Below are 25107 nucleotides of genomic sequence, written 5' to 3'. Positions count from 1 at the left end.
GCAACTGAAAAAATCTGGTGGCTACTGACAAAATTCATTATAAAATAGCCATTTAACCTTGAAAGAAAAAATATGCCACAAAAAATGAGGGTCAGTAACCATAGCGAATATAACAAATTTCTAGAAAAAAGAGGAAATATTTTTCATTATATCAACGAAGCCATAGAAAAGTGGTACGAGAATGGTCCAAAAATACCAGGTGGCAACAATATTTATAGCGATAAAGTTGTAATTTTGGTGCACATAATAACTTGTTTATTTAGAATAGGCCTGAGGCAAACAGTTGGGTTTATAGCAGGATACCTTGAGCAAATTGGGAAAAATTTGCAAGTTATCAGCTATTCACAATCATCAAGAAGGTTTAAGAAACTCAATATTAAGATCAATGATTGCAGAAAATAATATGGAAGATATCGAAATTGCTATAGACAGTACAGGAATTAGTATATACAACAACACTCCTGGTCATAGCAAAGAAAATAGCGAAGATAGAAAGTATCGCAGCTATGAACAGACAAGAAAATTGCATGTAATGTTGAATACAAACAGCAAAAAAGCCATAGCTGTAAAATACAGTAACGGCTGATCACTATGGAGCTTGTGATTTGCTAAAAGAAGTCGATTTTCAGTATGTCATAAAAGTACTATATGCAGATAGGGCATATGACAGAGAAAAGCTCTATAAGCTGTGTAATCAATATGGTATAAAAACGAAAATTCCTCCGAAAAACAACGCAGCAGAGCATCCAAAGTTAGACTATATGGCTGAGAGAAATTCTGCAGTCAAGCTCATAAAGTCATATGATGAAGATGGTATAAAGAAGTGGAAAAAAGAGATGAGTTATGGAAAAAGATCTTATATAGAAGGTTTTTTCTCGCGATTAAAAAAGACATTTGGATTTAGTTTTAGGAACAAATCTGAAATGAATCGTGAGAGGGAACTGCTACTCAAATGTTATTTGCTTAACAAATTTACTGAAATAGGCATGGCTAAATTTGAGATAGCTTCATAAATTTATTGTGCGTTACCTACTATCCGAAGAGCGATGCAACAAAGCCAAACCAGTGTCACGCACTGGCATGACACCCATTTGTTCCTATAGTTGTCTTTTCTCGTCTACCTTATTTTGCCACTCTGCTGAACAGATACAATTTACAACCACCCCCCTACCCTTTTTAGTTGTTCAGCAAATATAGAGAGGTTAAAGGGAGTGGTATTACTTAAACAACTAAATAAAAAACCAGGTAGATCATTCTGAAATTCTTGCATTTTTGTCCATAATTTTGTTAAATAACTTCCCTTTTGGTCATATCGAACCAAATTTCTTTTTCACACCACCTTTTAAGCCACTTTCGTTAGTTTTTGTCATAATGCGATCAAACACTCCCAATAACCTCTTTAATAGGTTTGGAGTTAGCGAAGAGATAAGATCAACAGATACGTTATTGTTTTTGTCATCACCACTTGCTTTATAGTCTATTGAAACGATTCCCCTACTTTTCCCACCAGTAAGAAGTTTTCCAATTATAGGAATTTTTAACAAAGATTTATTAATTGAATATGCTGGTATTACTTGTCCTGCAACCTGGAATTTATAATTTCTAATATCGAGCTTACCACCAGTGCTAATACCTAACTCCGCCCCTTCAAGCCAAGATTCTTCAATTTCAATAGTGCCATCTTTGTATGAAAAAGGTGCATTACATTTGTAAAAGTATACACCTTCATTTTTTATGGCATTTACAATGCCAGGCAATGAAGACATCGACAATAAAGTAGTAAGTAGTGGAGCATCTTTGATGTAGAAATTGCTAATGGATAACGTACCATAATGTTCTCCACTTTCTCTCTGAGGAGAGAGATAAAAAGACAATTTGCCGTTTTTAATTGATTTACTAATGCCTAAGGAACGCAAAAGCATACCTGAATTATCCGCATATATTTCGAGCCCTATTCCACTGTATTCTGCTAGTATGTTGCTGCTATCTTCCAGAAACTGCCCTGTAAATTGACTTCCATTGCAATTACCTTTAGTACAGGTTACATTCAGCTTAGCATTTTTGATAACGATGCCTTCTTTCATAATTACATTGTCAACATTCATACTAATCTCTATATCTTTATTTAATCCATTACTGTTTTTGCCAAGCAAGCCTAAAATATCACTTAAGTTAATTTCCTCACCATAAATAGTTATGGCATTTTTCTCCTTACCTGATTCAATTTCTATACTAAAATCATTATCAGGCAATTTAAAGCTACTAGAATTTAAATATAAATTTCCATTTTCTACTCTTCCGCTGAATTTTATATCTAGGTCATTTCCTACAATGTCTAATTTATCTACTAACAATTCACCTGCTCCTTTTAACCTTGTAGAAAACAAAATTTTATTGTGATCTTCAAAGCGATTTTTCCACCCTAAGTAGCTTGAATGTGATTCAAATTCTGATAAATCTATATCACCATTAACATACCCCGTCTTATCTTGATTTATCACTGACTCTAAATTTGCACTGACATAGCCACTATCAAAATTAAATATTTGAGCGGGTAAATCTCCGGTCAAATTCCAGGCGAAACTTTCATTCCTATTGCTACTTTTCAGGTCAAATAATAGCTGTGTGTTATTCACCATACCACTACCATTTAAATCTATAAAGTCACTGCCAAAACTAAGCTTAATATCATATTTACCAAGACTTGCATTATAGACGGCCAAATTGTCAATTTCAGAATGAAAATTTGCTGAGAAGTCTACTTTTTTGTCATCAGCATTTAGATTAAAAATGCGAAAATTAAATACGGATTTTGCCATTCCACTTACTTTATCCCTTTCAACCTTCACCACATCATCCAGCTTAAATCTTATAGGCTCATATAAACCATACGCATCACTTACAGCTTTGCCATTAATGGTTAGAACTGAATCTTCCTTATTTAGAGATTTCATTTCAATATCACCACCATTAACAGTGAAATTCTGAAACTTAGCGCTATTTACAGTAATTTCAAGATCGTTATTCTTGATGATCAAATCACCCTTTAATTCCTTTACTTGCTCAAAATCTTCATCAAATTTTACGCTACCGTTTTCTATATCAGCAACAATTACAATGTCTGACAGATCGTCATCAACCAAATTGTTAATTTTGCCATTGAAACTTACAATGGTATTTAAAACATCCCCATCAATATTATCACAATACCAGCTTTTAAATTTACTATTTACTACACTATCTGGTATATAAGTACATAAATCCTTTGCAGCAAACTTACTAATATTAATTCTAAGCAAAGCATGACTTGTACCAAAGTTCATTTTGCCTATTAAAGAGAGATACGTGTCATTTAACTTAAAATGGAAGTTTTTTACACTAATAATTCCATTACTATATGTTAAATTTATATTTACATTAGTTAAGGCCAAATTTTTGTTCAAATAATTTTCTGTATTCAATACGTATATATTTCCATCTACAATTTCATCCTTTTTATTAATTTTCACTGAGAAGCTTCCTTTGAATCCTATATTTTTGTCCAAATTGTAGCTTTTAACTAATGTAGAAAACTCGCTTAATAGTCCCAATTTTAGATCATAAAATGTCCCGTACACATTTAGCAAATTGTTGCGATTTTTTATCGTAATTGATAAATCATCCAAAAATCCCTTTTCATCTTTTGTATTCACATGAATATCTAAAACATTAAAATCTTCCCCCTTCCCTATATACAATTTATCAATAAAAAATTCATCTTCCGTGCCTTTATTAATAGCGATGTTAGTAAATTCAATTTTTGAATCCGCATTTAAGTCAAAAAAAAATTCCCTTATTGTTTTTAATAGATTTTTTGCACTGCTTTCTGTCATCTTGAAATTCTTCCCTGTCATCCCAGTATCTTTTTTTCCTGTCATCCCAGTATCTTTTTTTCCTGTCATCCCAATATCTTTTTTTCCTGTCATCCAAGTAGCTTGACTACTTGTTTCTTTTTTTCTAGATTCCAGCGTCACGCGCTGGAATGACACCGAAGGAAGGCGGTTATTACTTAAATAATGATTATCCAAAAGGTCTAATGAGTTTTGCGGATTAACATTAATTTCTTCTCTCTTGATATATACACGCACATTATCAGCTAAAACTTGAGAAAATTTTATGTTACCTTTAAATAAGGAACTTAACTTAAAATGTACAAAAAGCTCAGGAACTTTTATAGTAAAATTAGGGTTTGCTATTGCCAAATCTGTAATGACTAAATACGGATCTTTGCTACCTTTCTGCCAAACAACTGAGGTATTCTCCACATTAACGCTTGAGCCAACAAATATTTTTGATATTTTATGTTTAACATAAAAATTAACATAATTAATATTGATTTCTAAAGGCTTTAAAAAAATAAAGAAGCACAATATGAACAATAAAGCTACGGAAAATAATACAGTAATTTTTTTAAGCATTGATTATTGCTTTTCTTGCTAAACTATCAGCCTCCTCATTATACTTATCGCCACTGTGTGCTTTAACCCACTTCCAATCAATTTCGTGTTGTAAAGCAACGTTGTCTAACTCTTTCCACAATTCCATATTTTTTACTGATTTTTTATTACTTGTTTTCCAACCATTCATTTTCCACTTATTTATCCACTCTGTTATGCCATGTTTAACATAGAGACTATCCGTATATAAATTAATATTACAAGAAAATTTCAATACTTTCAGCCCATTGATCACCGCTGTTAACTCCATTTTATTGTTTGTGGTATTTTCTTCTCTACCATAAATGTCTTTTCTATAATCTTGAAATAATATGATAGCTGCCCATCCTCCCGCTCCAGGATTACCAGAACACGCCCCATCCGTATATATTGTCACTTCCTTTTTGCTCATCTTTAACTGTAATGAATTAATAAAGTATATAGTTGCTTCTATGAAAGCACAATTTCTAAAGGTAGTTTAAGCTGCACCTTTAAATTTTATTATAGAAACAAAAAAAAGTGTGACAACGAGCATTACCAAAAGGAAAAGTAAAAAATAGTTTTTATGCTTCTGCCGTTCTTTCATAATTAAAATAAATCAATAGAACAAAAAATAATACTGGCGAATAGGGAAAATAGATAAGAAATTGAATAAGAAAACATTTTTTTCTGTGAGCTGTGGTTCTTGAATCTGAGAATTGATATAGCGTACCAAATAAAAACGCACCCTTCAAAGGTTGCCATGCTTAGATAAAGTAAAGCCTTTTTCAAGAATAGAGCTGGAAGCAAGCTAGTTAGCACCAGCAAAACACTATAAATTAATATATATTTTCTTGTTTTCTTCGGACCATAAACAATATTGAACATTGGAATCGATGCCTTTACATAGTCTTCAGACTTATTTAAAGATAGGGCCCAAAAGTGTGGTGGAGTCCACATAAAAATTACTAAAAATAAAATGAAACTTTCCCAACTTACAGAATTAGTCACAGCTGCCCAGCCAATCATTGGAGGGAAAGCACCTGCTGCACCACCGATAACGATATTCTGCGGAGTGCGTCTTTTGAGCCAGATCGTATATACAAAAACGTAAAACAATATGCTGATTGCAAGTAAAGCAGCAGAAATATAGTTTACTGCTATTGCCATGATAAATACTGATAATATTCCAAGAGTGATACCAAATTCAAGCGCGCTTTCTGCAGAAACTCTACCTGAGGGTATAGGGCGGTTTTTTGTCCTTTCCATGAGCAGATCTATATCTCTGTCATACCACATATTTATAGCACCTGCAGATCCTGAGCCAAGAGCAACACATATAAGAGATATTAATGCTAGAAAAGGATGCATACCACCTGGTGCAGCAACCATACCGGCAACTGCAGTAAATACCACAAGATACATTATCCTTGGCTTCAGCAAACGCCAAAAATCCAGTATTGTTGATTCAACATTTAGCAAAACACTTGTGTACATTCTATTTTACCACTGGTGGCTTTTCGAAAGTATGAAAAGGCGGTGGTGAAGATACCGTCCATTCCAAGGTGTCACCTTTCCAAGGATTATCTCCAGCTTTCTTGCCCCATTTGAAGAGATGTATAACTATAAACACAAAAAACATAACTGAAACAAAGGACATATATGAGCCAATTGAGGATATATAATTCCAAGGGATAAACGCATCAGGATAATCAGGTATACGTCTTGGCATACCAGCTAATCCCAAGAAATGTTGAGGTAAAAAAGTGATATTGGTGCTAATAAAAGTAAGCCAAAAGTGGATTTGACCTAAGCGCTCATTATATTGTTTACCCGACATTTTACCAATCCAATAATAAAAGCCAGCAAAAGCTCCAAATAATGCAGCAAGTGACATGACATAATGGAAGTGAGCAACAACATAATAGGTGTCGTGCAAGAGCTTATCTATTCCACCATGAGAAAGAATTATTCCCGTTATGCCACCGCCAACAAACATGAAAATAAAACCTAGTGCAAATAGCATAGGGGTCTTAAACTCAATTGCTCCACCCCACATAGTTGCAATCCAGCTAAAGACTTTTACACCAGTTATAACACCGATAAAAATTGTGGTAGTGCTAAAAAATGCAGCAGCGTCAGCACTAAGCCCAACAGTGAACATATGGTGAGCCCAAACCATAAAGCCAAATACTGCTATACCTATCATTGCATAAACCATCCCTATGTAACCAAATACAGGTCTGTGAGAAAAAGTTGATACAACCTGACTTATGATGCCAAATGCAGGAAAAATAATTACGTAAACTTCTGGATGACCAAAAAACCAAAATAGATGTTGAAATAACACAGGATCGCCGCCACCGGCAGGATCAAAAAAGGAAGTACCAATATTGCGATCAGTAAGAAGCATAGTTATAGCACCGGCAAGCACTGGTAAGGCAACAATCAACATAAATGCTGTTAACAAGACAGACCAAACAAACAGTGGCATCTTAGTTAATGACATGCCTTTTGCGCGCATGTTAAATATAGTAACTATAAAGTTGATCGCCCCAACAATTGACGACATACCAGCAACGTGGAGTGCAAGTATAGCAATGTCAACTCCTGCACTTGGATGGGACATTACCTGTGATAAAGGTGGATATAAAGTCCAACCTGTACCTGGACCTTCACCAATAAACACTGAGAGAATGAGCAAAATAAAAGATGACACTAATAACCAGAAACTCAAATTATTCATACGAGGAAACGCCATATCTGGTGCGCCAATCATGAGAGGTACAAACCAGTTACCAAATCCTCCCATGAGGGCTGGCATTATCATAAAAAACACCATTATCAACGCATGCCCTGTAACCATTACGTTATATAATTGATAGTTATTGTTAAGTATATTAATGTGCATTAGCTGAGTGCGAATAATCACCGATAATAATCCACCAATAATTCCAGCTAATATGGAAAAAATAATGTACAGTGTCCCTATATCTTTATGATTGGTGGAAAACAACCAACGCTTTATGCCCTTTGGTACGTCACTCATATCTATACTCCAAATTTAACTCACTAATTTTCTATTTTCAATCCACTTATTAAAATCTTCTTTGCTTACTGCTTCAACAACAATTGGCATAAATCCATGGCCTTGACCACACAATTCGTAGCACTGCCCATAATAAACACCAGGCTTTTTGATATTAAACCACGCCTCATTCAGCCTACCTGGTATCGCATCAATTTTTACACCAAAAGCTGGTACTCCCCAGCTATGTATAACATCTCCTGCTGTAACTTGTAAACGAACGTTAGCATTAACGGGTAAAACGATGTTGTTATCAACAGAGAACAGCTTTAAATCTCCTTCGATAAAGTCTTCTTTTCCCTTAATATAACTATCAAATGACACACCTTGATATTCTGGATATTGGTAACTCCAATACCATTGATGGCCAATAACTTTCAGTGTTATATCAGCTTTCGGTATTTCTTCCTGTAGCTTCAGTAATTTAGCGTTTTCAAAGGCCAATATACCAACAATGATAGTTGGTATAACAAACCAAATAATTTCTAAAGGAACACTATGGGTAGTTTTACTTATGTTTGTTACTTTGCTTTTACGAAAGCGAAACGCTATATAAGCAAGCAGCGCCCACACAAAAAGCATTATTGTAACCATCACAAGCATCACAAACGAATGTGACCTAACTACAGCCTCCATTACTTCAGTTGCAGGAGCAGGAAATCCAAATTGCCAGGAAGTAGGAGCAGAGGCAACAGATATATTTGAGTAAAATATTATCAATAGTGCAAATAACTTCACCATATCTTTTGTTTGTTTGCTATAAAACTAAGTGATATACTGTATAATAGTATATATAAACTTACTATGCAAATAGAGATTAGTGATGGTTAATAATTTTTTAGCATTCAACAAGTATAATAGTACAATACTAATTGAGGAAAAAAGCATTTACATAAATCTATTGTAAGTAAAAATATTATAATATTTTAAATTAAGTATTTACTTTAAGTAAATTTTATAATAAGTTTAATAGTGTCTGTTACTGCTAATAACCCTCTAGCCTCACACCTAAAAGCAGTAACAGACACTATTAAACTTTATGACAAGTTTATAATCTGTAAGATCAAAGTCTTACAAGTTTCTTTATTTAATTATACATTGCAGTTTGTTAATTAACTTTTAATGCCTATGGTGGCATTTACAGCTTGGACCAAAGGTTTATGTATTATAGAAAATAATTATAAAAAAACACACTATTTGTATACCATACAAACTTTTTTTATTCTGCATAGCTGAGTTACTAGATTCTGTAAACGAAATCTTTAGAGAAGCCAAATGGGCAAAGTTTCATGAAGGTCTTTGGCATCTCTTAGCATAGATCCCTTACTTAACCATCATACCGCGATTCATTCGCAGTATCTCAAAGCATAGATCCCGCTAACACGTAGCGGGATGACGATTGTCAGGCTAGCTGTCATCCCAGTGTCAAGCACTGGGATGACAAGGTATAAACCTTATCGTCATGCCGCCACAAACCGTCATACCGCGATTCATTCGCGGTATCTCTAGATCCCGCTAACAAGTAGCGGGATGACGATTGTCGTTTAGCCATAAACATTAAGAAATTTACCAAATAAAAAAAAGGCAAAAGAAGCCCTGGGGTTATTATCCGCTTTAAAATATTGGCGTTTTTTATGTTTTAAACGCTTGACAAGCGAAATTCAGCTGCTTTTAATTGCAACTAACCTACGCTGCAAATGTTTAAGAAATTTACTAAGCAGAAAAAAAGACAAAGAATCCCCGAGTTAGCTAGTCTTTTACTATCTCTGTCGAGTATTGGCATTTTTTGATGTCTTGTAACGCTTTATAAGCGCGTTTCGGCTTATATAGGTAAAAACCCAGAAATTTTTAAAGACATGCGATGCACGTAGTGCGAAAAATTAAACATGAGACGCCAAATACCCTAAGTTTGACTCGCGACATAATGTTGAACATTTTTTTTTGCATTTCCAGAGCAAGTTCTTGAAACCTAAACATTATATGTACATCATCATGATCAATTCTAATGCATCTAACTAATGCTATGATGACCTTACCCAGAAAAAGTGGAGAGAAAGTTTGGAATGTTTTTTACAAAAAGAATGATGCATCAAATTGTTCTGGAATGCAATAGTTAATAGTGACGTTGTTTGTTATAAAAAATTTCTATATATTCAAATATAGCAGTTTTGATATGCTGTTTAGAGTGCCGAGAGGTGTCTATTGGTAACTCCCTTTTTAGAGAACTGAAGAAGCTTTCCACAACAGAATTGTTGTAACAACAACCTTTATGACTCATCTATGTTTTTTATGGATAAGAGATATTGATAACCTTGCGAAGTATATTGTGAACCTTGATCACTATGTAATAGTAGATTTTTGGCAGGTTTACGCTTGTTAACGTCCATTAATAAAGAGTCCATAACCAATTGTTTATTTATTGAACTGCTCATTAACTACCATGCGTGAATATAGATCGATTATTGTTGCCAAATATAGCCATCCTTCTTTGGTTTTTATATAAGTAATCCCATACTTTATTTGGTTGATCGACAATAAAGTTTTGGTCTAATATATTGGGAGCTACTGTCCGTTTGTTGTTTCTTAATTTTAAATTTTCTTCTCAATATAGCCTGAATACCATTTTTCTGCATAATACTTTGCACTGTTTTTAAGTTGCAACTTTTACCCAAAGCCTTTAATTCAGCATGAATTTTAGGAGCTCCATATCTACATTTAGAAGCTTGATATATTTTTTGAATATCTGCTAATAACTCTTTATTTGCTGATTCTCTACTGCTTATTTTCCTTGTAGTCCACTTATAGTAGCCACTAGCAGAAAACCCTACATAATTCCTGCACTTTATAGTGTTTACTATGCTCTTTTATGAAAAAATATTTTACTCTTTTTGACTGGCCAGGGCTTTTTTTAAAATGTCTCTTTCCCTTGTTACTCTTGCTTTGTAAATCAAATCTCTCTTTGTCATAAGGTGCTACATCTGGAAATGCATTTGCCGCTGACTTTTTTTCGTTATATTTCTTCATCCATTTTCCTAATACACTATCCCTTATTCCTAGATCTCTTGCTACTTTTGCAACTGGTTGACCTACCTTTCTTTGTTCATTTGCCAGCTTAACAGCTTCCAATTTGAATTCTGCCGTATATTCTCTTGCCATTTCTAATCCTCCAAAATTTTATTTTACCCAAAAAAACTCTTTTCTTTCTCTCCACTTTTTCTGGGTAAGGTCAAGAAGCCTATTGTCTAATTATGTACCTAAATTTTATTACGGCACTTTCACTACTACTTTAACGAGTGAGCTACCTTTCTATAAAAGACCTATCGACTGTTGCAATTATAGGCGTAAACAAGAATGATAAAAGAGTACGAGATTGAGTAACTATGTACACTTCTGCTGGCATACCAGGGTATAGGTATACGTTTTTAAACTGAGCAAGCTCTGGTTTTGGTATCACTACACGTACTGAATAATAACGCCCTAGCCTTGGATCATCAAGGGCATCGGGAGAAATATTGCTTACTATACCATTAATTAAACTTAAACGACGTGCACTGTAAGCACTTAAACGAACTTTAACCTTTAGCCCTTCTAGCCCATCAATAGAGACTATGTTGCTATCTTTCTTTTGTGCTGACAGTATCTCTTCTATGTTTCTGGTCTGAATTTTAGCATCTATTATTAGGTCATCATCCGATGGCACTACGCTCATGATCGGAACTCCAGATTGTATAACACCACCTTCAGTATGGTATCTTATATCTGTGACTATCCCATCTTGAGGCGATTTAATTATTGTACGTGCTAATGAATCTTCAGCAACCATCAGTCTCTCTTTCAAGTCTGCAATAGACGTACTAACTTCCTTAAGTTCAGCGTTTGCTCTTTCTTGAGAATCATTTCTCACGTTTATAATTTCTAATTCGTTCTCTCCAATTTTTTGCTGCACTTGAGATATTGCAGAACGGTAATGTCCAACTCTGCCTTCAATTTCAGCAAACTGCTTTTCTAAAGCTAAAATGTGTGGTTTGCTTATATGGCCACTATCAAGTAATTGTCTTTTTGTTTCCAACTCCTCAGTTATCAAGTCATATTGCTTATGAGCTGCATTTAGTTGAAAGTTTAGCCCCGCTAATTCATCATTTAACTGCTTTATACGTTGTTGCAGTATGTCTGTTTTTCCCAATATGCTCTTTCTCTGAGAGTTGAACAACTTTACTTGATTCTTTATCGCTTTATTTACAAGTTCATCGTGAGATAATTTTTTAACCTCATCAGGAAACTCGAGCGTGTCCAAATCTACTCTGATTGCAAGAAGCCTTGCTTCTGTTGCTAAAAATGATAAGAGCTTCTCTTTGATGATACTTAAATTCGCCTTCTCGTTAACATCACTCAACAAAACTAGAGGCTCATCTTTTTTAACTGCTTGACCCTCTTTTACTAAAATTTTGCTTATTATTCCTCCGCCCAAGTGTTGAACTATTTTTCTATTTGAAGATACAATAACTTCTCCACTTGCATGCACCGCACCGTCAATTGGAGCTATAGCCGACCAAATACCACCTATCCCAAAAAAGATGAGTATTACTACCAGACCAAAAAATAGTGGTCCCCACGTTACTTTCAGGACTTCATTTACGTTATTACTTTCGCGTTTTAAAATAAAATTTATCACTGCATCAATCAATGCAAACGTCTTATCCAAAAATTTTGGGTACTTCTTCTTTTTATTTTTTGCTCCTTGCATATTTATATTATCACCATGGCCAATCAAGCCTGTCAAAGAAAATCCAGCGCTAAGCTTTTTTAACTTACTTATCATAATACTACTGTGAATTTGTGTTAACTCAAGATAACACACAAAAACAAAGAATCTATAATTTAAGCATTCCATTTAGACTGTAGAGCACCAGAATAAACTATTTAGTAACAATTCCTGCATCAACTATGTTTTTAAAATTTTTTGACGTTTAACTTTATTATAACTTTTTCTTTATTTTGTGAATATCTGAGTTACTTATATTATGTAAGAAATCTATTGCCAACTAGTCAATATTCTGTTAGGAATTAAGATAATATAAAGTTATTATGCTTAAATTGGAAAGCAGAAAGTTCCTGATTACTGGCGCATCAGGCGGAATAGGGCAAGCAATTGTAAAAATTATGCACAAAGCCGGAGCAACTTTATGTATTTCTGGCACAAAAAAAGAAGTGCTCGAAGAAGTTGCTAAACAATATGAAAAAAACATGCATGTACTCCCTTGTGATTTATCAAATGCTGAGGAAGTAAATCAACTAATAAATAGAGCAAGTGAGCTGATGGAAGGCTTTGACGGGCTCGTATGCAATGCGGGTATTACGCGAGACAGTTTATTATTGAGAATGACAGATGAAGCATGGCAGAAAGTAATTGATATTAACTTGAGCTCTACATTTAAGCTGAGTAGAGAAGCATGCAGAAAACTAATTAAGAATAATTGGGGAAGAATTATAAATATTTCCTCAATAATAGGGCTGACAGGAAACGCCGGGCAAGCAAATTATGCGGCGTCTAAAGCTGGAATAATAGCTATGAGCAAATCCATAGCAAAAGAAGTTGCAAGTCGTAATATAACAGTAAATTGTATTGCTCCTGGGTTTATAGATACTAAAATGACTGAAGTTTTAAATGAAGGACAAAAGGGAAAAATATTAGATAATATTCCAATGAAAAGAATGGGAACAGGGGAAGAAATAGCAGCAGGGGTCTTGTTTTTAGCAAGTGATGAAGCAAAATATATAACAGGGCATGTGCTTAACATTAATGGTGGGTTATTTATGTAGCAACACTTATGTATGGACAAATTATAATTTTTACTTTAAAATAAAAATATGTGTAGGTTTAGGTTTGCGTTAATTTATTATTTAGAGGCAAAAAAATGAGCTCTATAATAGGATTTTTTGGTGTTTTGTGTGTAGTATTGCTTTTCTCTTTCTCAGGTTATGCAGATAACCCTGGTGTTGATATGGATGACACAACTAAAGTAATATGCAATATTATTGGTTATGTTTGGGGGATAGGCGGTCCACTTATGACGGTAGTAATAATTGGTGCAGCTTTGCTTGCAATATTTGGCAGGATGCCGTGGCCAGCCCTCTTTGCTCTTGGCATGTTCTGTGGTGTATTTTTTGGCGCTAAAACTATCATAACGAAAATTATGCCCAACGTAAGCGATGAAGCAAAAACTATGTTGGAAAAGTGTGGACAAAAATAATCCAAAAAGTGCAGAAATGCTTTTTTGTTATCCATTAAACCGCTTCATATCTTCAACTTGCAACAAATAAGGGCTATCTTTTGGTAGAGTTTTAACAGCTAACTCAGCGTATTTCATAAATTGCTTTAAATCACCTTCAATACAAGCCTTTTTTGTCAAGGCAAAATAATGCATTGCCGTATCAGCTTCACATTTATATGCAATGCTTAAATATTTCCAGACAAAAGCGTTATTTGGTTCTACATTCAAAATCTGCTCCAGGTAAAAAATCGCCTTTTTTGCATCACCGTGTAATAATAAAGTATGAGATAATGCAAGTTTCACTAAATAACTGTTTTTCTCAGATAAATACCTAAGCGATTCCTCATACATTTTTATTGCTTCACTTAAATTTCCGGCCTTGTATAGCATTTCTGCTTTTAATTCATATAGGTATGGATCACTGTGTGATTCTTGAATCAATGAGTTAACTTTAGCAATAGCCTCTTCTATCTTTCCTTGCCTATAGCAAACTATAGCATTTACATACTCAGAATTATCTTCATATTTATTAGATAACACATGAATAGGAGCAAAGAAAGAGTCTAGCTTTGCAACCACACGCTCAAACTTTAGTAACTTATCCGCAAAAATTGGTTTTACGTTGTTTTTAACCTTATAATTTTGTACAGCAAATATGCGTTTCTCACTAAGTGGGTGAGTGCGGAAATATTCCTCGGTGTTCTCATGCTCAATACTTTTAAAATAATCAAAAATCTCTTTCATACCTGAATTATCATAGCCAGATTCATCAAGATACCTTAAAGCATAGCTATCTGCTACACTTTCTTGCTCTTGAGAATAGTTAAAAAATAGCCTTGAACTAAACGCTACACCACTAAGCAAAATTGCACCAGCAACCTGAGGGTTAATGATAATACTAGAAACTAATCCTACCATATAACTAATCATTGCTATCGATTGAAAATAACCCATAGCACTACTCATTTGCAATATATGACCAGCAGATATGTGAGCAATCTCATGTGCTAATATACCAAGCAGGACATAAGGTTTAGCCGAATATTGTAAAAGTCCTAAATGAATGAAAATACTGTTATTGTTAATTACAAAAGCATTAATCGAATTGTCATTAATTATAAAAACTTTTATTTGCTCATGATCAATATCCGCAGCAGAAAATAAAGGTTGCGCTAGCTCTTTCACTATTGCTTCCACTTCACTATCTCTAATAATGTTAATAGAGTAAGCATTATTACAATATGCAAAAAAGAACAATAAGGTCAAAAACTTAGCAACTCTAAACATGAAAATTCTGTGCTTGTATAATTTATAGAAATCCTATATTTTAACACTTAAATTATACAAATTTATAAACGCTAGTTTAAATTTTTAACGTAACTGATAAGTTTGTCGATGGTAGTTAACTTAATTTTATGTTGTTCAGCAAATTTAAGTAACTGAGGTAAGCGCATCATAGAGCCATCATCATTCACTAATTCACAAATAACTGCTGAATGATCAAACCCTACTAACTTCGCCATTTCAACACTCGCTTCAGTATGACCAGCACGTTGTGCCACCCCACCTTTATGTGCAATTACAGGAAAAACATGACCTGGAGTTATGATGTCATCCTGAGTACCATCCTTGTTGATAGCAGCATGTATAGTTTTCGTTCTATCCTCTGCTGAAACACCGGTTGTAATGCCATAACGTGCATCAATTGATGTAGTAAATGCGGTATGATTTTCACCAATATTTTTCTTTTCCATGAAATTAAGGCCCAACCTTTTCATGTGAAATTTAGTCATTGCTAAGCAAACAACCCCTGTACCGTACCTAACCATAAAAGCCATATGTTCCGGCTTTATTTTCTCAGCTAAGACAATCAAATCGCCTTCATTTTCTCTATTTTCATCATCAACTAAAATGAATAATTTACCGGAACGAGCATCCTCTAATACATCTTCCACAGAAGAAATACCTGGTAGACTCATTGAAGCATAAGTGGCCTGTACCATAATAATTTACTTAAATTCAATCTTAACTATTTTATACAATTTCTCTCCATTTGGCACTGTCACTTCCACATATTCACCGACTTTTTTGCCGATTAAGGCACTCCCAAGTGGTGAACTAGTAGATATTAACTGCTTTGAAACATCAGCTTCATATTCGCCTACAACCTTATAAACATATTCCACTTCACCGTTATTATCACTTAACATGCTTAATGTCACAGTTGCACCAAACATTACTGAATCACCAGACAAATTTTTTACTTCTATTACTTCCGCATGTGAGAGCTTACTTTCTATCTCCATTATACGGCCTTCAATAAAACCTAACCTTTCCCGTGCTGCATGATACTCTGCGTTTTCAGACAAATCACCTTGATCACGAGCATCAGAAATAGCCTGTATCACAGAAGGTTTTTCTTCCTTTAATTTTTCAAGTTCGGCTTGCATATTCTCAAAACCTTCCCTCGTCATAGGAAATTTATTAATAATGGATGAAGCCATAATCACCACCTAAACGCAATTAAATTGAGTAACGAAATTACTCACAATGTTAAAAATATCACCTTTTATATCATCACTCATGTCATTTGACAACTTTTTTAAAACCCCAGGGTGTACAGTATGAAAATAATTAATAAGATCATGTTCAAATTTATTAATGTAACTTATTTGTATTTTACTTAACTGATTATATAGGTTAGAAAAAATATACATCAGCACTACTTGCTCTTCTATTGACATAGGTAAATGTTGTTTTTGCTTTAATAACTCGACAAGATATTTACCCTTATTCAAGGATAATTGAACACTAGCATCAAGATCAGAACCAAATTTTGCAAAATCTTCTAATTCTCTATACTGAGCTAAGCTTAGCTTTATAGAACCAGCAACTTTCTTCACAGACTTTAGTTGTGCAGCAGAACCAACCCGTGAAACTGACAAACCTATATTTACTGCAGGTCGAAATCCTTTATAAAATAATTCAGACTCAAGAAAGATCTGCCCATCGGTAATTGAAATAACATTTGTTGGCACATATGCAGATACATCACCAGCTTGAGTTTCGACAATTGGCAAAGCAGTTAAAGAACCCTGCCCTTTTTTATCAGACATTTTAGCAGCTCTTTCAAGCAAGCGAGAATGTACATAGAATATATCTCCAGGGTAAGCTTCACGACCAGGAGGACGTCTGAGCAATAAAGACATCTGCCTATATGCCACAGCATGCTTAGATAAATCATCATATATAATCAAACAATGCATTCCATTGTCACGGAAAAATTCCCCAATAGTGCAACCAGCATAAGGTGCTAAAAATTGCATAGGCGCGCAGTCAGATGCACTAGCCACAACTACAGTTGTATACTCTAATGCTCCGCTTTCTTTCAGCTTATTTACCACTTTTGCTACTGTTGAAATTTTTTGCCCAATAGCAACATAAACACAGTAAACTTTTTGATTTTCGTTTACCTCATCGTTAATCTTCTTCTGATTGATAATAGTATCAAGCGCAATAGTAGTTTTACCAATTTGTCTATCACCAATAATTAATTCACGCTGCCCTCTACCTATTGGAATTAGCAAATCTATAATTTTAATTCCTGTTTGCAGTGGCTCATGCACAGACTTACGATCAATAATGCCTGGCGCTTTAGATTCTATATCCATTCTGTTTTTGGCTCTAATTTCCCCACCGTCGTCCATAGGATGGCCCAACGCATCTACAACTCTCCCTAACAATTCATGCCCTACAGGCACCTGCACAACATCACCACTACATTTTACAACGTCCCCTTCTTTCACATCACGGTCATTACCAAGCACAACTATTCCAGCCGTATCATGATCTAAATCGAGAACTATTCCTTCTACACCACTTGCAAAAAATACCTTTTCACCGAATTTTGCTTTTTCCAGCCCATAAACCAATGCGATACCATCTGTTACTGAAATTACTTCACCTATATTTTCCCGCTTTATAGGATTATCAAACGTCTCAACCTTTTCTCTTATTATACTTGCTATCTCAGAAACATTCATACTGTTCTTCATACAAAATTCCTTACTTTTAATATTTCCATTTTACTTAAGTCAACTAACCTATCCAAGTAACTTTTTAGCGAAGCATCGATCAAATTAAAACCATACCTAACTACGAAGCCACCTAGTATAGAAGGGTCAACCACATTGCTTACTTTTATTATTTTACCAAGAAAGCTCAAAGATTCAGTAATTATTTTTATATCAGATTCCTTTAAAGTTTCTGCTGACTTTATAGTAATTTCGAATTCATTTTCATTTTCTCTTGCAAGACTTAAGAATTTTTCTAATATAAGGATCAATAAACTAGAGCGTTTATTTGCAAATATAACCATAATAAATTTTACTAAATTCTCACTCAAGTGCTCATTTATAGAAAGCATCACTTCTTTTTTGTGTGCAAAAGAAATCATAGGATGAGATAGGTACACAAAAACATCACGTTGATCCTTAAAAAAAGCCAACAAAAATTCTACTTCTTTCCTTATAATACCTAACCTGCTTCCTGAGACATGAAATAGCACTCTAGCGTAAGATGAAACTAAATTATTGTATTGGGTCTTTTTCATATTAAATCCAGTAAATCTAAATTAATTCAGCTACAAATCTTTCATTCTTCAATCCAAGCATTTTTTATATAAACAGGTCTTCTCTTTAAGGAAAGAAAATATAAATCATATCTGACTGAATAATCTAAAAAACTAAGGTTTTTACTTAAGAAATACTTAGAAGAATTTATAATAGACTGACATTGAAGATGAGATATCGGTATTTCTTTTCCAAGTAAACTTGTTTTAACTTCTATAAAAATCAGCTCCTTTTTTTTAGATACAATTAAGTCAATTTCACCGAACTTACAACGGTAACGGCGTTTTATAACATTATACCATTTCAGTTTTAAATATACTAAAACTAATAACTCGCCAAAGTAACCTACAAAGTAGCGTAACCTACTTACCACAAGAAGAACAATTATGATAACAATTAACTTTGTGTAACTACTTTGCCTCCTTCTTTATTTTTACTATAAACCTTACCTCTTGCTGCAATATCCCTATCAACCAGTTCTATCACTGCCATTGAAGCGCAATCACCCTTTCGAGTGCTAAATTTTATTATTCTAGAATACCCACCTTTACGATCTTGATAACGGCTGGCTAAGACGTTTAATAACTTATCAACTGCTAACTTACTATTATGAAGGCGTGAAAGCAAAAGTCTTCTACCATGTAAAGTATTCTTATTCTTAGCAATTGTAATAAACTTTTCGACATATGGACGAAGTTCCTTAGCTTTTGGTAAAGTAGTTACAATCTGCTCATGGTTAATTAATGAGATAGATAGATTCTTTAACGTCGATAATCTATGTTCAGTACAACGAGATAGTTTACGTTTTTTTATTCCATGTTTCATATATCACCTAATCTTCATCAGTATGTTGTTTAGCCAACTCATCTATATCCTTAGGTGGCCAGTTTAGCACATTCATACCCAAAGACAAGCCAAAATTAGTCAAAACTGCCTTAATCTCATTCAAAGACTTTCTGCCAAAATTAGCAGTTCTTAACATTTCACCTTCTGTCTTTTGCACAAGATCACCTATATAAGTGATGTTTTCGTTTTTCAGACAGTTATGAGACCTGACAGATAATTCCATTTCATCTACCTTACGCAATAAGACAGGGTCATAACCCAAATCTTTAGCACCACTAGACGAAGAAACCTGCGATTTTTTATAACTTACATCAGAACTAATAAAGGGCTGAAGTTGCTCCTGTAATATTCTTGCAGCAGAGTCAACAGCTTGACTCGGAGAAATTGTACCATCAGTTTCAATTGACAATATCAGCTTATCCTTATCAGTCACTTGGCCAACACGACTGTTCTCTACCCTGTACGAAACCCTGTTGACAGGGCTATACAAAGCATTAACTGGAATAAAACCAATTAAATCCTGTTCACTCATAAGCTTCAAAAGTTCATTTTCTTTATATTTAGTTACAGGAAGATAACCTTTTCCGCTAGCCACATATATGGTCATGTTAAGCTCCACATTTTGCCCCAGCGTACATATTAACAAATCTTTATTAACAATAGAGCATTGATCATCAGTTTCTATCATCCCAGCTAATACCTGGCAAGGCCCTTTAGCGTTTAAATTTAAGCATTTATTAGAAGCACCATTTAATTTACACCTCAACATACCCATATTTAATACTATATCAGTTACGTCTTCTCTCACCCCTTGAATTGAAGTGAACTCATGAGTTACACCTTCAATTTTTATTCCATAAACAGCACTACCTTTAAGAGAAGATAACATTACACGTCTTAATGCATTACCTAATGTTAAAGCAAAACCACTTTCCAACGGTTCTAGCACTATATCACTTTTTTCACTTGAATCATCTGATATTACCTTAACTGAACTAGGTTTAATCAATTTATCTAAATTGCTACAGAGAGAAACATCATTATTATAATACATAAAACAACCTTTTCAAATATCCTATACTCTTCTTTTTTTTCTTAACCTGCACCCATTATGAGGAATTGCGGTTTTATCTGCAATTGAAGTCACAGTCAACCCACAGCTCTGAAGTGCTTTAACCGCAGCTTCGGTACCAAAGCCAGGACCGCGAATTATTACAGAGACAACCTTCATACCAAATCTCTCCATTGCGTTCTTCGCAGCAGACTCCGCAGCCTTACCTGCAGCATAAGGTGTGGATTTTCTCGAACCTGAAAAACCACATGCACCCACAGAAGTTTGACATAGCGTATTACCATGAACATCAGTTACATTTACAAAAGTATTATTAAAAGTTGCACGAATATGGACAACACCAGTAATAAACTCCTTCTTACTCTTACTAACCGTTTTGACTTTTTTCATTAAAACTCACAATAATAATAAATTTTATTTTTTCCCAGCAATAGGCAACCGAGATCTACCTTTACGAGTCTTAGCATTAGTATGAGTCCTTTGCCCTCTCACAGGTAAACCTTTTCTATGTCTCACCCCTCTATAGCATCCCATTTCCACTAAAGATTTTATGTTCATAGCCACTTCTTTTCTGAGCTCACCTTCTATAACATAATTTTGTCTAATGAAACCGCTGATCTTTTCTATATCTTCATCTCGTAATTCTGAAACACGTTTGCGCTTATCAACTTCGCAAGCGTGACAAATTACATTCGCAGTAGCAATACCTATACCATATATATAAGTTAATGCAAAAGGAACACATTTCCTCACTGGAATATTTATGCCTGCAATACGTGCCACTGGTACCTCGATACTTTATTAATAACAACTCTTAATTTATACCATAAAACAACTCAGAGTCAAACCAAATTACAAGAAATTTTACTTTCAATCTCTTGCGTTACCTCATCAACACTCAAATTAGCGTCAATTGTTAATAATTTGCCTTTATAATACTCGCGTAAACCTTTCATTTGAAGGTGATATTCACTTATTCTCTTATTAATTGCAGACATATCAGCATCATCAATTCTTTTCTCTAACCTCGTACTTTTACATTTAGCACAAGTAGTACTCTTAAAAGAAGATACACTATATATGCTTTTACAGTCCAAACACGCGAGACGATTTTTTAACCTATCGATTGCAATATTATCGTCAAGCTGCAGCTCAACTACAATGTCAACATCCCTATTATATTTTTCTTGCAAAACTTGAGTCAAAAAATGAGCCTGGTTTAAATTTCTCGGAAAACCATCTAATAAGCAATTATCATCCACTAATGCAAGCTGGTCACGTAATAATCCACATATAATTTCATCTTGAATTAAATTACCAGATTCCACGGTACCCTTTATTTTTTTACCTAACTCACTACTGCTAGATATAATATTCCTTAATAAATCCCCTACTGAAATTAATTTTAAATTATATTTTGCTATTAACAAGCTTGACTGAGTACCTTTACCAGAACCTGGAGGACCAAAAATCGCAATGATCATCTTACTTTCCTCGTTTTAGACTCATATTTCTTTATCCAGTTGTCGTACCTATTTGAAAAAATATAAGATTGTATTTGCATAATAGTATCAGTAATAACGTTCACTATAATCAGTAAGCTCGTCCCACCAAAAATAAATGGTATATCATAATAATATCTCATAACTTCAGGTACAGTACATATGACTACCAAATACGCAGAGCCAATGAATGTCAACTTAAAAACTATATCTTGAAGGTAATCAGAAGTATGTTTCCCAGGCCTTCTACCAGGTATAAAACCACCATTTTTTTTAAGAAAATCTGCGTTTTCCTCTGGATTAAATATAAAATTGGTATAGAAAAAATTAAAAAATACTATCAGCACCAAATAGGCTACAATATATACTACTTTATTTGCCATAAAGTAATTCAAAATAAAATCAGAAAAAGCGTGCCCCTTATAGAAATTTGCAATTGAAATAGGTGTCAATAAAATTGCATTAGCAAAAATGGTTGGTACTACACCAGATAAATTAATCTTCAATGGAATATAAGTAAAATCGTCATTATGTAATCTTTTAAATTGCTTTTTAGGATGTTGAACAATAACCTTTCTATAAGAAGACTCTACAAAAATGACTAAGAGTAGCAGCAAAAAAAACAATACCAAAACAAAAAGGATAATAAATAACGATACGCTACCGTTTTTATTTAACGTTAACAAAGATGACAAAGCGCTGTGTAACTCTGATATTATACCCGTGAAAATGATTAATGAGATACCATTGCCTATACCGCTAGCGCTGATTCGTTCACCAAGCCATATTAAAAGCATAGTTCCACCTAAAAGGCTGAAAACACCTATTGTACGAAACATAACACCAGGTTCGATTACAACCAATACCCCTTCCCTATTCATCCCTTCCAATCCAACCAAAATTGGAATTGATTGAAATACACAAATTACTATGGTCAGATAGCGTATATAAGAATTCATCTTTCTACGGCCTGACTCTCCATCATTCTTAACTTCCTTCATTCCTTTAATCGCAGAAGAAAGTAACTGAATAATGATAGAAGCCATTATATATGGCATAACGTTCAATGCTAGAATTGTCATTCTAGCCAATGCACCACCAGAAAATAAATTAAATACTCCAAAAACGCCTGAGCCATCTTTGGGAAATATATCATTAATTACATCAAGATTAATTCCAGGAATAGGCACATAAGTACCCAAGCGATAGCAAATTAAAGCTATTAGCGTAAAAAATATACGCTTTAATAAATCGCCTTTATATAACAACGTAGGATCCAAGCTATTAAATGCCGATTTATTGCCCATGACTTACGATAGTATTTCCACACTACCACAAACTGAAGCTACAGATTTTTTTGCAGCTTCTGACGCAAAATCAACATGAAACACAAATTTTTCGCTCAACTTACCTTTATTAAGAAGTTTAATTTTATCCTTAATAGACTTTATAAAACCTAATTTATACAGCCTCTCCTTATCTATAACAGAGTCTTTCACTATTTTTTTAGCTTCCATTAAGCGCTGTATATCGCCAACATTAATTATAGAGTATATGCTCCTACGTATAGGCTTAAAACCTCTTTTAGGCAAACGAGTATATATAGACTGTTGTCCACCCTCAAAACCATTTATAGAAACTCCACTTCTAGCCTTCTGCCCTTTATGCCCTCTACCGGATGTTTTACCTTTACCACAACCGATACCTCTACCCAGCAACTTAGGCTTCTTTTTCTTAGATAATTTAGTAAATATAGAGTTTAATTTTACAGCATTATTCATACTTTACCTGTTTCCAACTATCTCGCTAATCTTTTTGCCTCTTTTGCTTGCTACCTGACGAGGAGATAACATACTATCAAAAGCCTTAAACACCGCACATATAACGTTATGAGGATTATTTGATCTAGTGGATTTAGCTACCACATCCTTTATACCTAACACCTCAAAAACTGATCTAATCGCTCCACCAGCAATAATACCTGTTCCGGCTCTTGCGGTTCTTAAAACTATCTCACCAGAACAAAATTTAGCTTTAATATCATGATGCAAAGTTCTACCTTCACGCAAGTACACTCTAATCATTGATTTCTTTGCAGCATTTACAGCTTTGACTCTTGCTTCAGCAACTTCTGCGTGCTTACCTATTCCACACCCTACCCTACCCTTCTCATCGCCAACAACAACCAAAATTGAAAATGAAAATCTTCTACCACCTTTGGTAACCGTTGTCACTCTTCGTACCGAAACTAAAAGCTCTGATAAATCATTATTATTTTGTAAATTCTTTATAGCCATATTCAAAACCTTCTAAAATTCAAATCCAGAACTTCTTAAAGCCTCAGCAAATTGAGAAACTAATCCTGTGTATTTATACGCTCCACGATCAAACGTAAGCTGCTGCTCTAATTTCATGCCAGACAGACGCTCAACCATTAAAGAAGAAACCTGTTTTATAGTTTCAGCGTTGACTTTCCCTTTACATACATCCTTAATTTTAGCATCCAAAGTAGAAGCTGAAGTGAGAGTTATTCCTTTTACATCATTAATTAACTGGACATAAAAATGCCTATTAGATTTAAATATGGATATACGTAAACGTTCAGCGCTCTTGTCAAGCTTCGCTCTATTACGTAACTTCCTTTTTTCAGAATTACTTAAAAAATTATACGATCTTTTCATTTTTATTACTTCTTTTTACTTACAACCTTACGCAGCATAAATTTGCCTTTTATTACAACACCCTTACCTTTATAAGGATCATATTTTCTAATTTTGCATATATCAGACGCCACCATATAGACCTTCTGCTTATCCATACCACTAACTACTAAGTGAGTTGGCTTTATGCACTTAATCTCAACATCTTTAGGCACTTTATATTTAACATTATGGCTATAACCAAGATATAAAGTCAAATACTTACCATCACACTCTGCCTTATATCCCACACCGTTAATCTCAAGATTAACAGAAAAACCATCAACCATGCCGTTAATGATATTATTAATATTACTCCTATAAGTGCCCCACATAGGCTTTATTTTATCATAATTATCTTTATCTTGATCAACAGAAAGCAATAGCTGATTATCAATAATCTGACACACAACATCCCTGATCAAGCTAACTTCCTTTTCAGCCTTAGCGCTCTTTATTAACATACTACCATTATTATATTCAACTGAAACACCAGCAGGAATATTGATAGGAGCAGCACCTATACGAGACATGAATTTCTCC

At 34.2% G+C, this 25107-nt stretch carries 30 protein-coding genes; 5 read left to right on the top strand and 25 right to left on the bottom strand.

Features of this window, described 5'->3' with window-relative positions; all coding sequences use genetic code 11:
- Nucleotides 1-72 precede the first annotated feature (72 nt).
- From ABWU29_RS03000 to ABWU29_RS02990, 3 genes are read left to right on the top strand one after another with little or no spacing between them, the layout of a single operon-like run.
- The gene (locus ABWU29_RS03000; protein ID WP_007548762.1) at nucleotides 73-402 is read left to right on the top strand and encodes a transposase; all 330 of its coding nucleotides are present in this window, start codon (nucleotides 73-75) and stop codon (nucleotides 400-402) included.
- A complete protein-coding gene (locus ABWU29_RS02995) occupies nucleotides 386-586 on the top strand; it encodes a hypothetical protein (RefSeq protein WP_010082383.1) in 201 nt (66 codons plus the stop codon). Before ABWU29_RS03000 ends, ABWU29_RS02995 begins: the two co-directional genes overlap by 17 nt.
- Nucleotides 587-605: 19 nt before the next feature.
- Nucleotides 606-1013 (top strand): transposase, encoded by a 408-nt coding sequence (locus ABWU29_RS02990; protein ID WP_051062209.1) that lies wholly within the window; start codon nucleotides 606-608, stop codon nucleotides 1011-1013.
- A 294-nt stretch (nucleotides 1014-1307) separates the two neighbouring features.
- Here ABWU29_RS02990 and ABWU29_RS02985 read toward each other — a convergent pair whose 3' ends face one another.
- The 9 genes from ABWU29_RS02985 to ABWU29_RS02945 all read right to left on the bottom strand — a co-directional run bounded on the left by ABWU29_RS02985 (nucleotide 1308) and on the right by ABWU29_RS02945 (nucleotide 12361).
- The gene (locus tag ABWU29_RS02985; RefSeq protein ID WP_353280117.1) at nucleotides 1308-4457 is read right to left on the bottom strand and encodes an AsmA-like C-terminal domain-containing protein; all 3150 of its coding nucleotides are present in this window, start codon (nucleotides 4455-4457) and stop codon (nucleotides 1308-1310) included.
- Nucleotides 4450-4887, bottom strand: coding sequence for a ribonuclease HI (rnhA, locus tag ABWU29_RS02980; RefSeq protein WP_015589124.1), 438 nt, complete (start codon nucleotides 4885-4887; stop codon nucleotides 4450-4452). The genes ABWU29_RS02985 and rnhA overlap by 8 nt, the downstream gene beginning before the upstream one ends.
- Before the next feature lie 176 nt (nucleotides 4888-5063).
- Entirely contained in the window at nucleotides 5064-5951 is an 888-nt protein-coding gene (locus ABWU29_RS02975; protein ID WP_015589125.1) for a heme o synthase, read from the bottom strand.
- 1 nt (nucleotide 5952) lies between these two features.
- A complete protein-coding gene (ctaD, locus tag ABWU29_RS02970; RefSeq protein WP_015589126.1) occupies nucleotides 5953-7503 on the bottom strand; it encodes a cytochrome c oxidase subunit I in 1551 nt (516 codons plus the stop codon).
- 15 nt (nucleotides 7504-7518) lie between these two features.
- The gene (gene coxB / locus ABWU29_RS02965) at nucleotides 7519-8283 is read right to left on the bottom strand and encodes a cytochrome c oxidase subunit II (RefSeq protein ID WP_015589127.1); all 765 of its coding nucleotides are present in this window, start codon (nucleotides 8281-8283) and stop codon (nucleotides 7519-7521) included.
- A 1372-nt stretch (nucleotides 8284-9655) separates the two neighbouring features.
- Nucleotides 9656-9820, bottom strand: coding sequence for an IS3 family transposase (locus tag ABWU29_RS02960; RefSeq protein WP_353271419.1), 165 nt, complete (start codon nucleotides 9818-9820; stop codon nucleotides 9656-9658).
- A gap of 238 nt (nucleotides 9821-10058) precedes the next feature.
- Entirely contained in the window at nucleotides 10059-10274 is a 216-nt protein-coding gene (locus ABWU29_RS02955; RefSeq protein ID WP_245836010.1) for an IS3 family transposase, read from the bottom strand.
- Between the two features lie 79 nt (nucleotides 10275-10353).
- Nucleotides 10354-10698, bottom strand: a complete 345-nt coding sequence (locus ABWU29_RS02950; RefSeq protein ID WP_353280067.1) for a transposase — start codon at nucleotides 10696-10698, stop codon at nucleotides 10354-10356.
- A 142-nt stretch (nucleotides 10699-10840) separates the two neighbouring features.
- Nucleotides 10841-12361 (bottom strand): HlyD family type I secretion periplasmic adaptor subunit, encoded by a 1521-nt coding sequence (locus ABWU29_RS02945; protein WP_174516815.1) that lies wholly within the window; start codon nucleotides 12359-12361, stop codon nucleotides 10841-10843.
- Between the two features lie 266 nt (nucleotides 12362-12627).
- Here ABWU29_RS02945 and fabG point away from each other — a divergent pair, with 266 nt between their 5' ends.
- Both fabG and ABWU29_RS02935 read left to right on the top strand, forming a co-directional pair.
- A complete protein-coding gene (gene fabG / locus ABWU29_RS02940; protein WP_015589136.1) occupies nucleotides 12628-13362 on the top strand; it encodes a 3-oxoacyl-[acyl-carrier-protein] reductase in 735 nt (244 codons plus the stop codon).
- Nucleotides 13363-13457: 95 nt separating this feature from the next.
- Nucleotides 13458-13793 carry a TrbC/VirB2 family protein gene (locus tag ABWU29_RS02935; protein ID WP_007550269.1) on the top strand — a complete coding sequence of 112 codons (336 nt, stop codon included), beginning with the start codon at nucleotides 13458-13460 and terminating at the stop codon, nucleotides 13791-13793.
- Nucleotides 13794-13820: 27 nt separating this feature from the next.
- Here the strand turns inward: ABWU29_RS02935 and ABWU29_RS02930 are convergent, their stop codons facing one another.
- The 16 genes from ABWU29_RS02930 to rplF all read right to left on the bottom strand — a co-directional run bounded on the left by ABWU29_RS02930 (nucleotide 13821) and on the right by rplF (nucleotide 25097).
- Nucleotides 13821-15101: a M48 family metalloprotease gene (locus ABWU29_RS02930; protein ID WP_012673175.1), complete on the bottom strand. Its 1281-nt coding sequence runs from the start codon at nucleotides 15099-15101 to the stop codon at nucleotides 13821-13823.
- A gap of 71 nt (nucleotides 15102-15172) precedes the next feature.
- The gene (gene ribB, locus ABWU29_RS02925) at nucleotides 15173-15817 is read right to left on the bottom strand and encodes a 3,4-dihydroxy-2-butanone-4-phosphate synthase (RefSeq protein WP_007549343.1); all 645 of its coding nucleotides are present in this window, start codon (nucleotides 15815-15817) and stop codon (nucleotides 15173-15175) included.
- Between the two features lie 6 nt (nucleotides 15818-15823).
- Nucleotides 15824-16318, bottom strand: a complete 495-nt coding sequence (gene greA / locus ABWU29_RS02920; protein WP_007549342.1) for a transcription elongation factor GreA — start codon at nucleotides 16316-16318, stop codon at nucleotides 15824-15826.
- Nucleotides 16319-16327: 9 nt separating this feature from the next.
- Nucleotides 16328-17869, bottom strand: coding sequence for a F0F1 ATP synthase subunit alpha (gene atpA / locus ABWU29_RS02915; protein WP_353280115.1), 1542 nt, complete (start codon nucleotides 17867-17869; stop codon nucleotides 16328-16330).
- Entirely contained in the window at nucleotides 17866-18426 is a 561-nt protein-coding gene (gene atpH, locus ABWU29_RS02910) for an ATP synthase F1 subunit delta (protein WP_010962742.1), read from the bottom strand. Before atpH ends, atpA begins: the two co-directional genes overlap by 4 nt.
- Before the next feature lie 41 nt (nucleotides 18427-18467).
- Nucleotides 18468-18818 (bottom strand): YraN family protein, encoded by a 351-nt coding sequence (locus ABWU29_RS02905; protein ID WP_012673177.1) that lies wholly within the window; start codon nucleotides 18816-18818, stop codon nucleotides 18468-18470.
- 23 nt (nucleotides 18819-18841) lie between these two features.
- Complete coding sequence (gene rplQ / locus ABWU29_RS02900; protein WP_007550873.1) at nucleotides 18842-19270, bottom strand: 50S ribosomal protein L17; 429 nt, start codon at nucleotides 19268-19270, stop codon at nucleotides 18842-18844.
- 7 nt (nucleotides 19271-19277) lie between these two features.
- A complete protein-coding gene (locus tag ABWU29_RS02895; protein ID WP_012673178.1) occupies nucleotides 19278-20345 on the bottom strand; it encodes a DNA-directed RNA polymerase subunit alpha in 1068 nt (355 codons plus the stop codon).
- Nucleotides 20346-20366: 21 nt separating this feature from the next.
- Nucleotides 20367-20753: a 30S ribosomal protein S11 gene (rpsK, locus tag ABWU29_RS02890; RefSeq protein ID WP_015589137.1), complete on the bottom strand. Its 387-nt coding sequence runs from the start codon at nucleotides 20751-20753 to the stop codon at nucleotides 20367-20369.
- A 24-nt stretch (nucleotides 20754-20777) separates the two neighbouring features.
- Entirely contained in the window at nucleotides 20778-21146 is a 369-nt protein-coding gene (gene rpsM / locus ABWU29_RS02885) for a 30S ribosomal protein S13 (RefSeq protein ID WP_010962745.1), read from the bottom strand.
- A 59-nt stretch (nucleotides 21147-21205) separates the two neighbouring features.
- Nucleotides 21206-21847 carry an adenylate kinase family protein gene (locus tag ABWU29_RS02880; RefSeq protein WP_353280113.1) on the bottom strand — a complete coding sequence of 214 codons (642 nt, stop codon included), beginning with the start codon at nucleotides 21845-21847 and terminating at the stop codon, nucleotides 21206-21208.
- A complete protein-coding gene (secY, locus tag ABWU29_RS02875) occupies nucleotides 21844-23172 on the bottom strand; it encodes a preprotein translocase subunit SecY (protein WP_010962747.1) in 1329 nt (442 codons plus the stop codon). Before secY ends, ABWU29_RS02880 begins: the two co-directional genes overlap by 4 nt.
- Nucleotides 23173-23175: 3 nt before the next feature.
- Nucleotides 23176-23646 (bottom strand): 50S ribosomal protein L15, encoded by a 471-nt coding sequence (rplO, locus tag ABWU29_RS02870; RefSeq protein WP_141456930.1) that lies wholly within the window; start codon nucleotides 23644-23646, stop codon nucleotides 23176-23178.
- A gap of 3 nt (nucleotides 23647-23649) precedes the next feature.
- Nucleotides 23650-24162 (bottom strand): 30S ribosomal protein S5, encoded by a 513-nt coding sequence (gene rpsE / locus ABWU29_RS02865; RefSeq protein ID WP_010962748.1) that lies wholly within the window; start codon nucleotides 24160-24162, stop codon nucleotides 23650-23652.
- Nucleotides 24163-24174: 12 nt separating this feature from the next.
- Entirely contained in the window at nucleotides 24175-24546 is a 372-nt protein-coding gene (rplR, locus tag ABWU29_RS02860) for a 50S ribosomal protein L18 (RefSeq protein ID WP_006279867.1), read from the bottom strand.
- A 5-nt stretch (nucleotides 24547-24551) separates the two neighbouring features.
- The gene (rplF, locus tag ABWU29_RS02855) at nucleotides 24552-25097 is read right to left on the bottom strand and encodes a 50S ribosomal protein L6 (RefSeq protein WP_007551152.1); all 546 of its coding nucleotides are present in this window, start codon (nucleotides 25095-25097) and stop codon (nucleotides 24552-24554) included.
- Nucleotides 25098-25107: the final 10 nt, after the last annotated feature.

Origin of the sequence: Wolbachia endosymbiont (group A) of Phasia obesa (assembly GCF_964028125.1) — a bacterium.
GTDB lineage: Bacteria > Pseudomonadota > Alphaproteobacteria > Rickettsiales > Anaplasmataceae > Wolbachia > Wolbachia pipientis.
Note: the sequence above shows the minus strand (reverse complement) of the source record. Positions and strands in the feature narration are given on the sequence as shown.

What these genes read in the sequence shown, in the direction of transcription:
- ABWU29_RS02995 (WP_010082383.1), top strand. Translation starts at nt 386, where the DNA reads ATGATTGCAGAAAATAATATGGAAGATATCGAAATTGCTATAGACAGT.
- rplO (WP_141456930.1), bottom strand. Translation starts at nt 23,646, where the DNA reads ATGAATAATGCTGTAAAATTAAACTCTATATTTACTAAATTATCTAAG.
- rplF (WP_007551152.1), bottom strand. Translation starts at nt 25,097, where the DNA reads ATGTCTCGTATAGGTGCTGCTCCTATCAATATTCCTGCTGGTGTTTCA.
- ABWU29_RS02950 (WP_353280067.1), bottom strand. Translation starts at nt 10,698, where the DNA reads ATGGCAAGAGAATATACGGCAGAATTCAAATTGGAAGCTGTTAAGCTG.
- fabG (WP_015589136.1), top strand. Translation starts at nt 12,628, where the DNA reads ATGCTTAAATTGGAAAGCAGAAAGTTCCTGATTACTGGCGCATCAGGC.
- atpA (WP_353280115.1), bottom strand. Translation starts at nt 17,869, where the DNA reads ATGAAGAACAGTATGAATGTTTCTGAGATAGCAAGTATAATAAGAGAA.
- ABWU29_RS02895 (WP_012673178.1), bottom strand. Translation starts at nt 20,345, where the DNA reads ATGTATTATAATAATGATGTTTCTCTCTGTAGCAATTTAGATAAATTG.
- greA (WP_007549342.1), bottom strand. Translation starts at nt 16,318, where the DNA reads ATGGCTTCATCCATTATTAATAAATTTCCTATGACGAGGGAAGGTTTT.
- ABWU29_RS02985 (WP_353280117.1), bottom strand. Translation starts at nt 4,457, where the DNA reads ATGCTTAAAAAAATTACTGTATTATTTTCCGTAGCTTTATTGTTCATA.
- ABWU29_RS03000 (WP_007548762.1), top strand. Translation starts at nt 73, where the DNA reads ATGCCACAAAAAATGAGGGTCAGTAACCATAGCGAATATAACAAATTT.
- coxB (WP_015589127.1), bottom strand. Translation starts at nt 8,283, where the DNA reads ATGGTGAAGTTATTTGCACTATTGATAATATTTTACTCAAATATATCT.
- atpH (WP_010962742.1), bottom strand. Translation starts at nt 18,426, where the DNA reads ATGAAAAAGACCCAATACAATAATTTAGTTTCATCTTACGCTAGAGTG.
- ABWU29_RS02945 (WP_174516815.1), bottom strand. Translation starts at nt 12,361, where the DNA reads ATGATAAGTAAGTTAAAAAAGCTTAGCGCTGGATTTTCTTTGACAGGC.
- secY (WP_010962747.1), bottom strand. Translation starts at nt 23,172, where the DNA reads ATGGGCAATAAATCGGCATTTAATAGCTTGGATCCTACGTTGTTATAT.
- ABWU29_RS02930 (WP_012673175.1), bottom strand. Translation starts at nt 15,101, where the DNA reads ATGTTTAGAGTTGCTAAGTTTTTGACCTTATTGTTCTTTTTTGCATAT.
- ABWU29_RS02880 (WP_353280113.1), bottom strand. Translation starts at nt 21,847, where the DNA reads ATGATCATTGCGATTTTTGGTCCTCCAGGTTCTGGTAAAGGTACTCAG.
- rpsK (WP_015589137.1), bottom strand. Translation starts at nt 20,753, where the DNA reads ATGAAAAAAGTCAAAACGGTTAGTAAGAGTAAGAAGGAGTTTATTACT.
- rnhA (WP_015589124.1), bottom strand. Translation starts at nt 4,887, where the DNA reads ATGAGCAAAAAGGAAGTGACAATATATACGGATGGGGCGTGTTCTGGT.
- rpsE (WP_010962748.1), bottom strand. Translation starts at nt 24,162, where the DNA reads ATGGCTATAAAGAATTTACAAAATAATAATGATTTATCAGAGCTTTTA.
- ctaD (WP_015589126.1), bottom strand. Translation starts at nt 7,503, where the DNA reads ATGAGTGACGTACCAAAGGGCATAAAGCGTTGGTTGTTTTCCACCAAT.
- ribB (WP_007549343.1), bottom strand. Translation starts at nt 15,817, where the DNA reads ATGGTACAGGCCACTTATGCTTCAATGAGTCTACCAGGTATTTCTTCT.
- rplQ (WP_007550873.1), bottom strand. Translation starts at nt 19,270, where the DNA reads ATGAAACATGGAATAAAAAAACGTAAACTATCTCGTTGTACTGAACAT.
- ABWU29_RS02960 (WP_353271419.1), bottom strand. Translation starts at nt 9,820, where the DNA reads ATGAGTCATAAAGGTTGTTGTTACAACAATTCTGTTGTGGAAAGCTTC.
- ABWU29_RS02975 (WP_015589125.1), bottom strand. Translation starts at nt 5,951, where the DNA reads ATGTACACAAGTGTTTTGCTAAATGTTGAATCAACAATACTGGATTTT.
- rplR (WP_006279867.1), bottom strand. Translation starts at nt 24,546, where the DNA reads ATGAAAAGATCGTATAATTTTTTAAGTAATTCTGAAAAAAGGAAGTTA.
- ABWU29_RS02935 (WP_007550269.1), top strand. Translation starts at nt 13,458, where the DNA reads ATGAGCTCTATAATAGGATTTTTTGGTGTTTTGTGTGTAGTATTGCTT.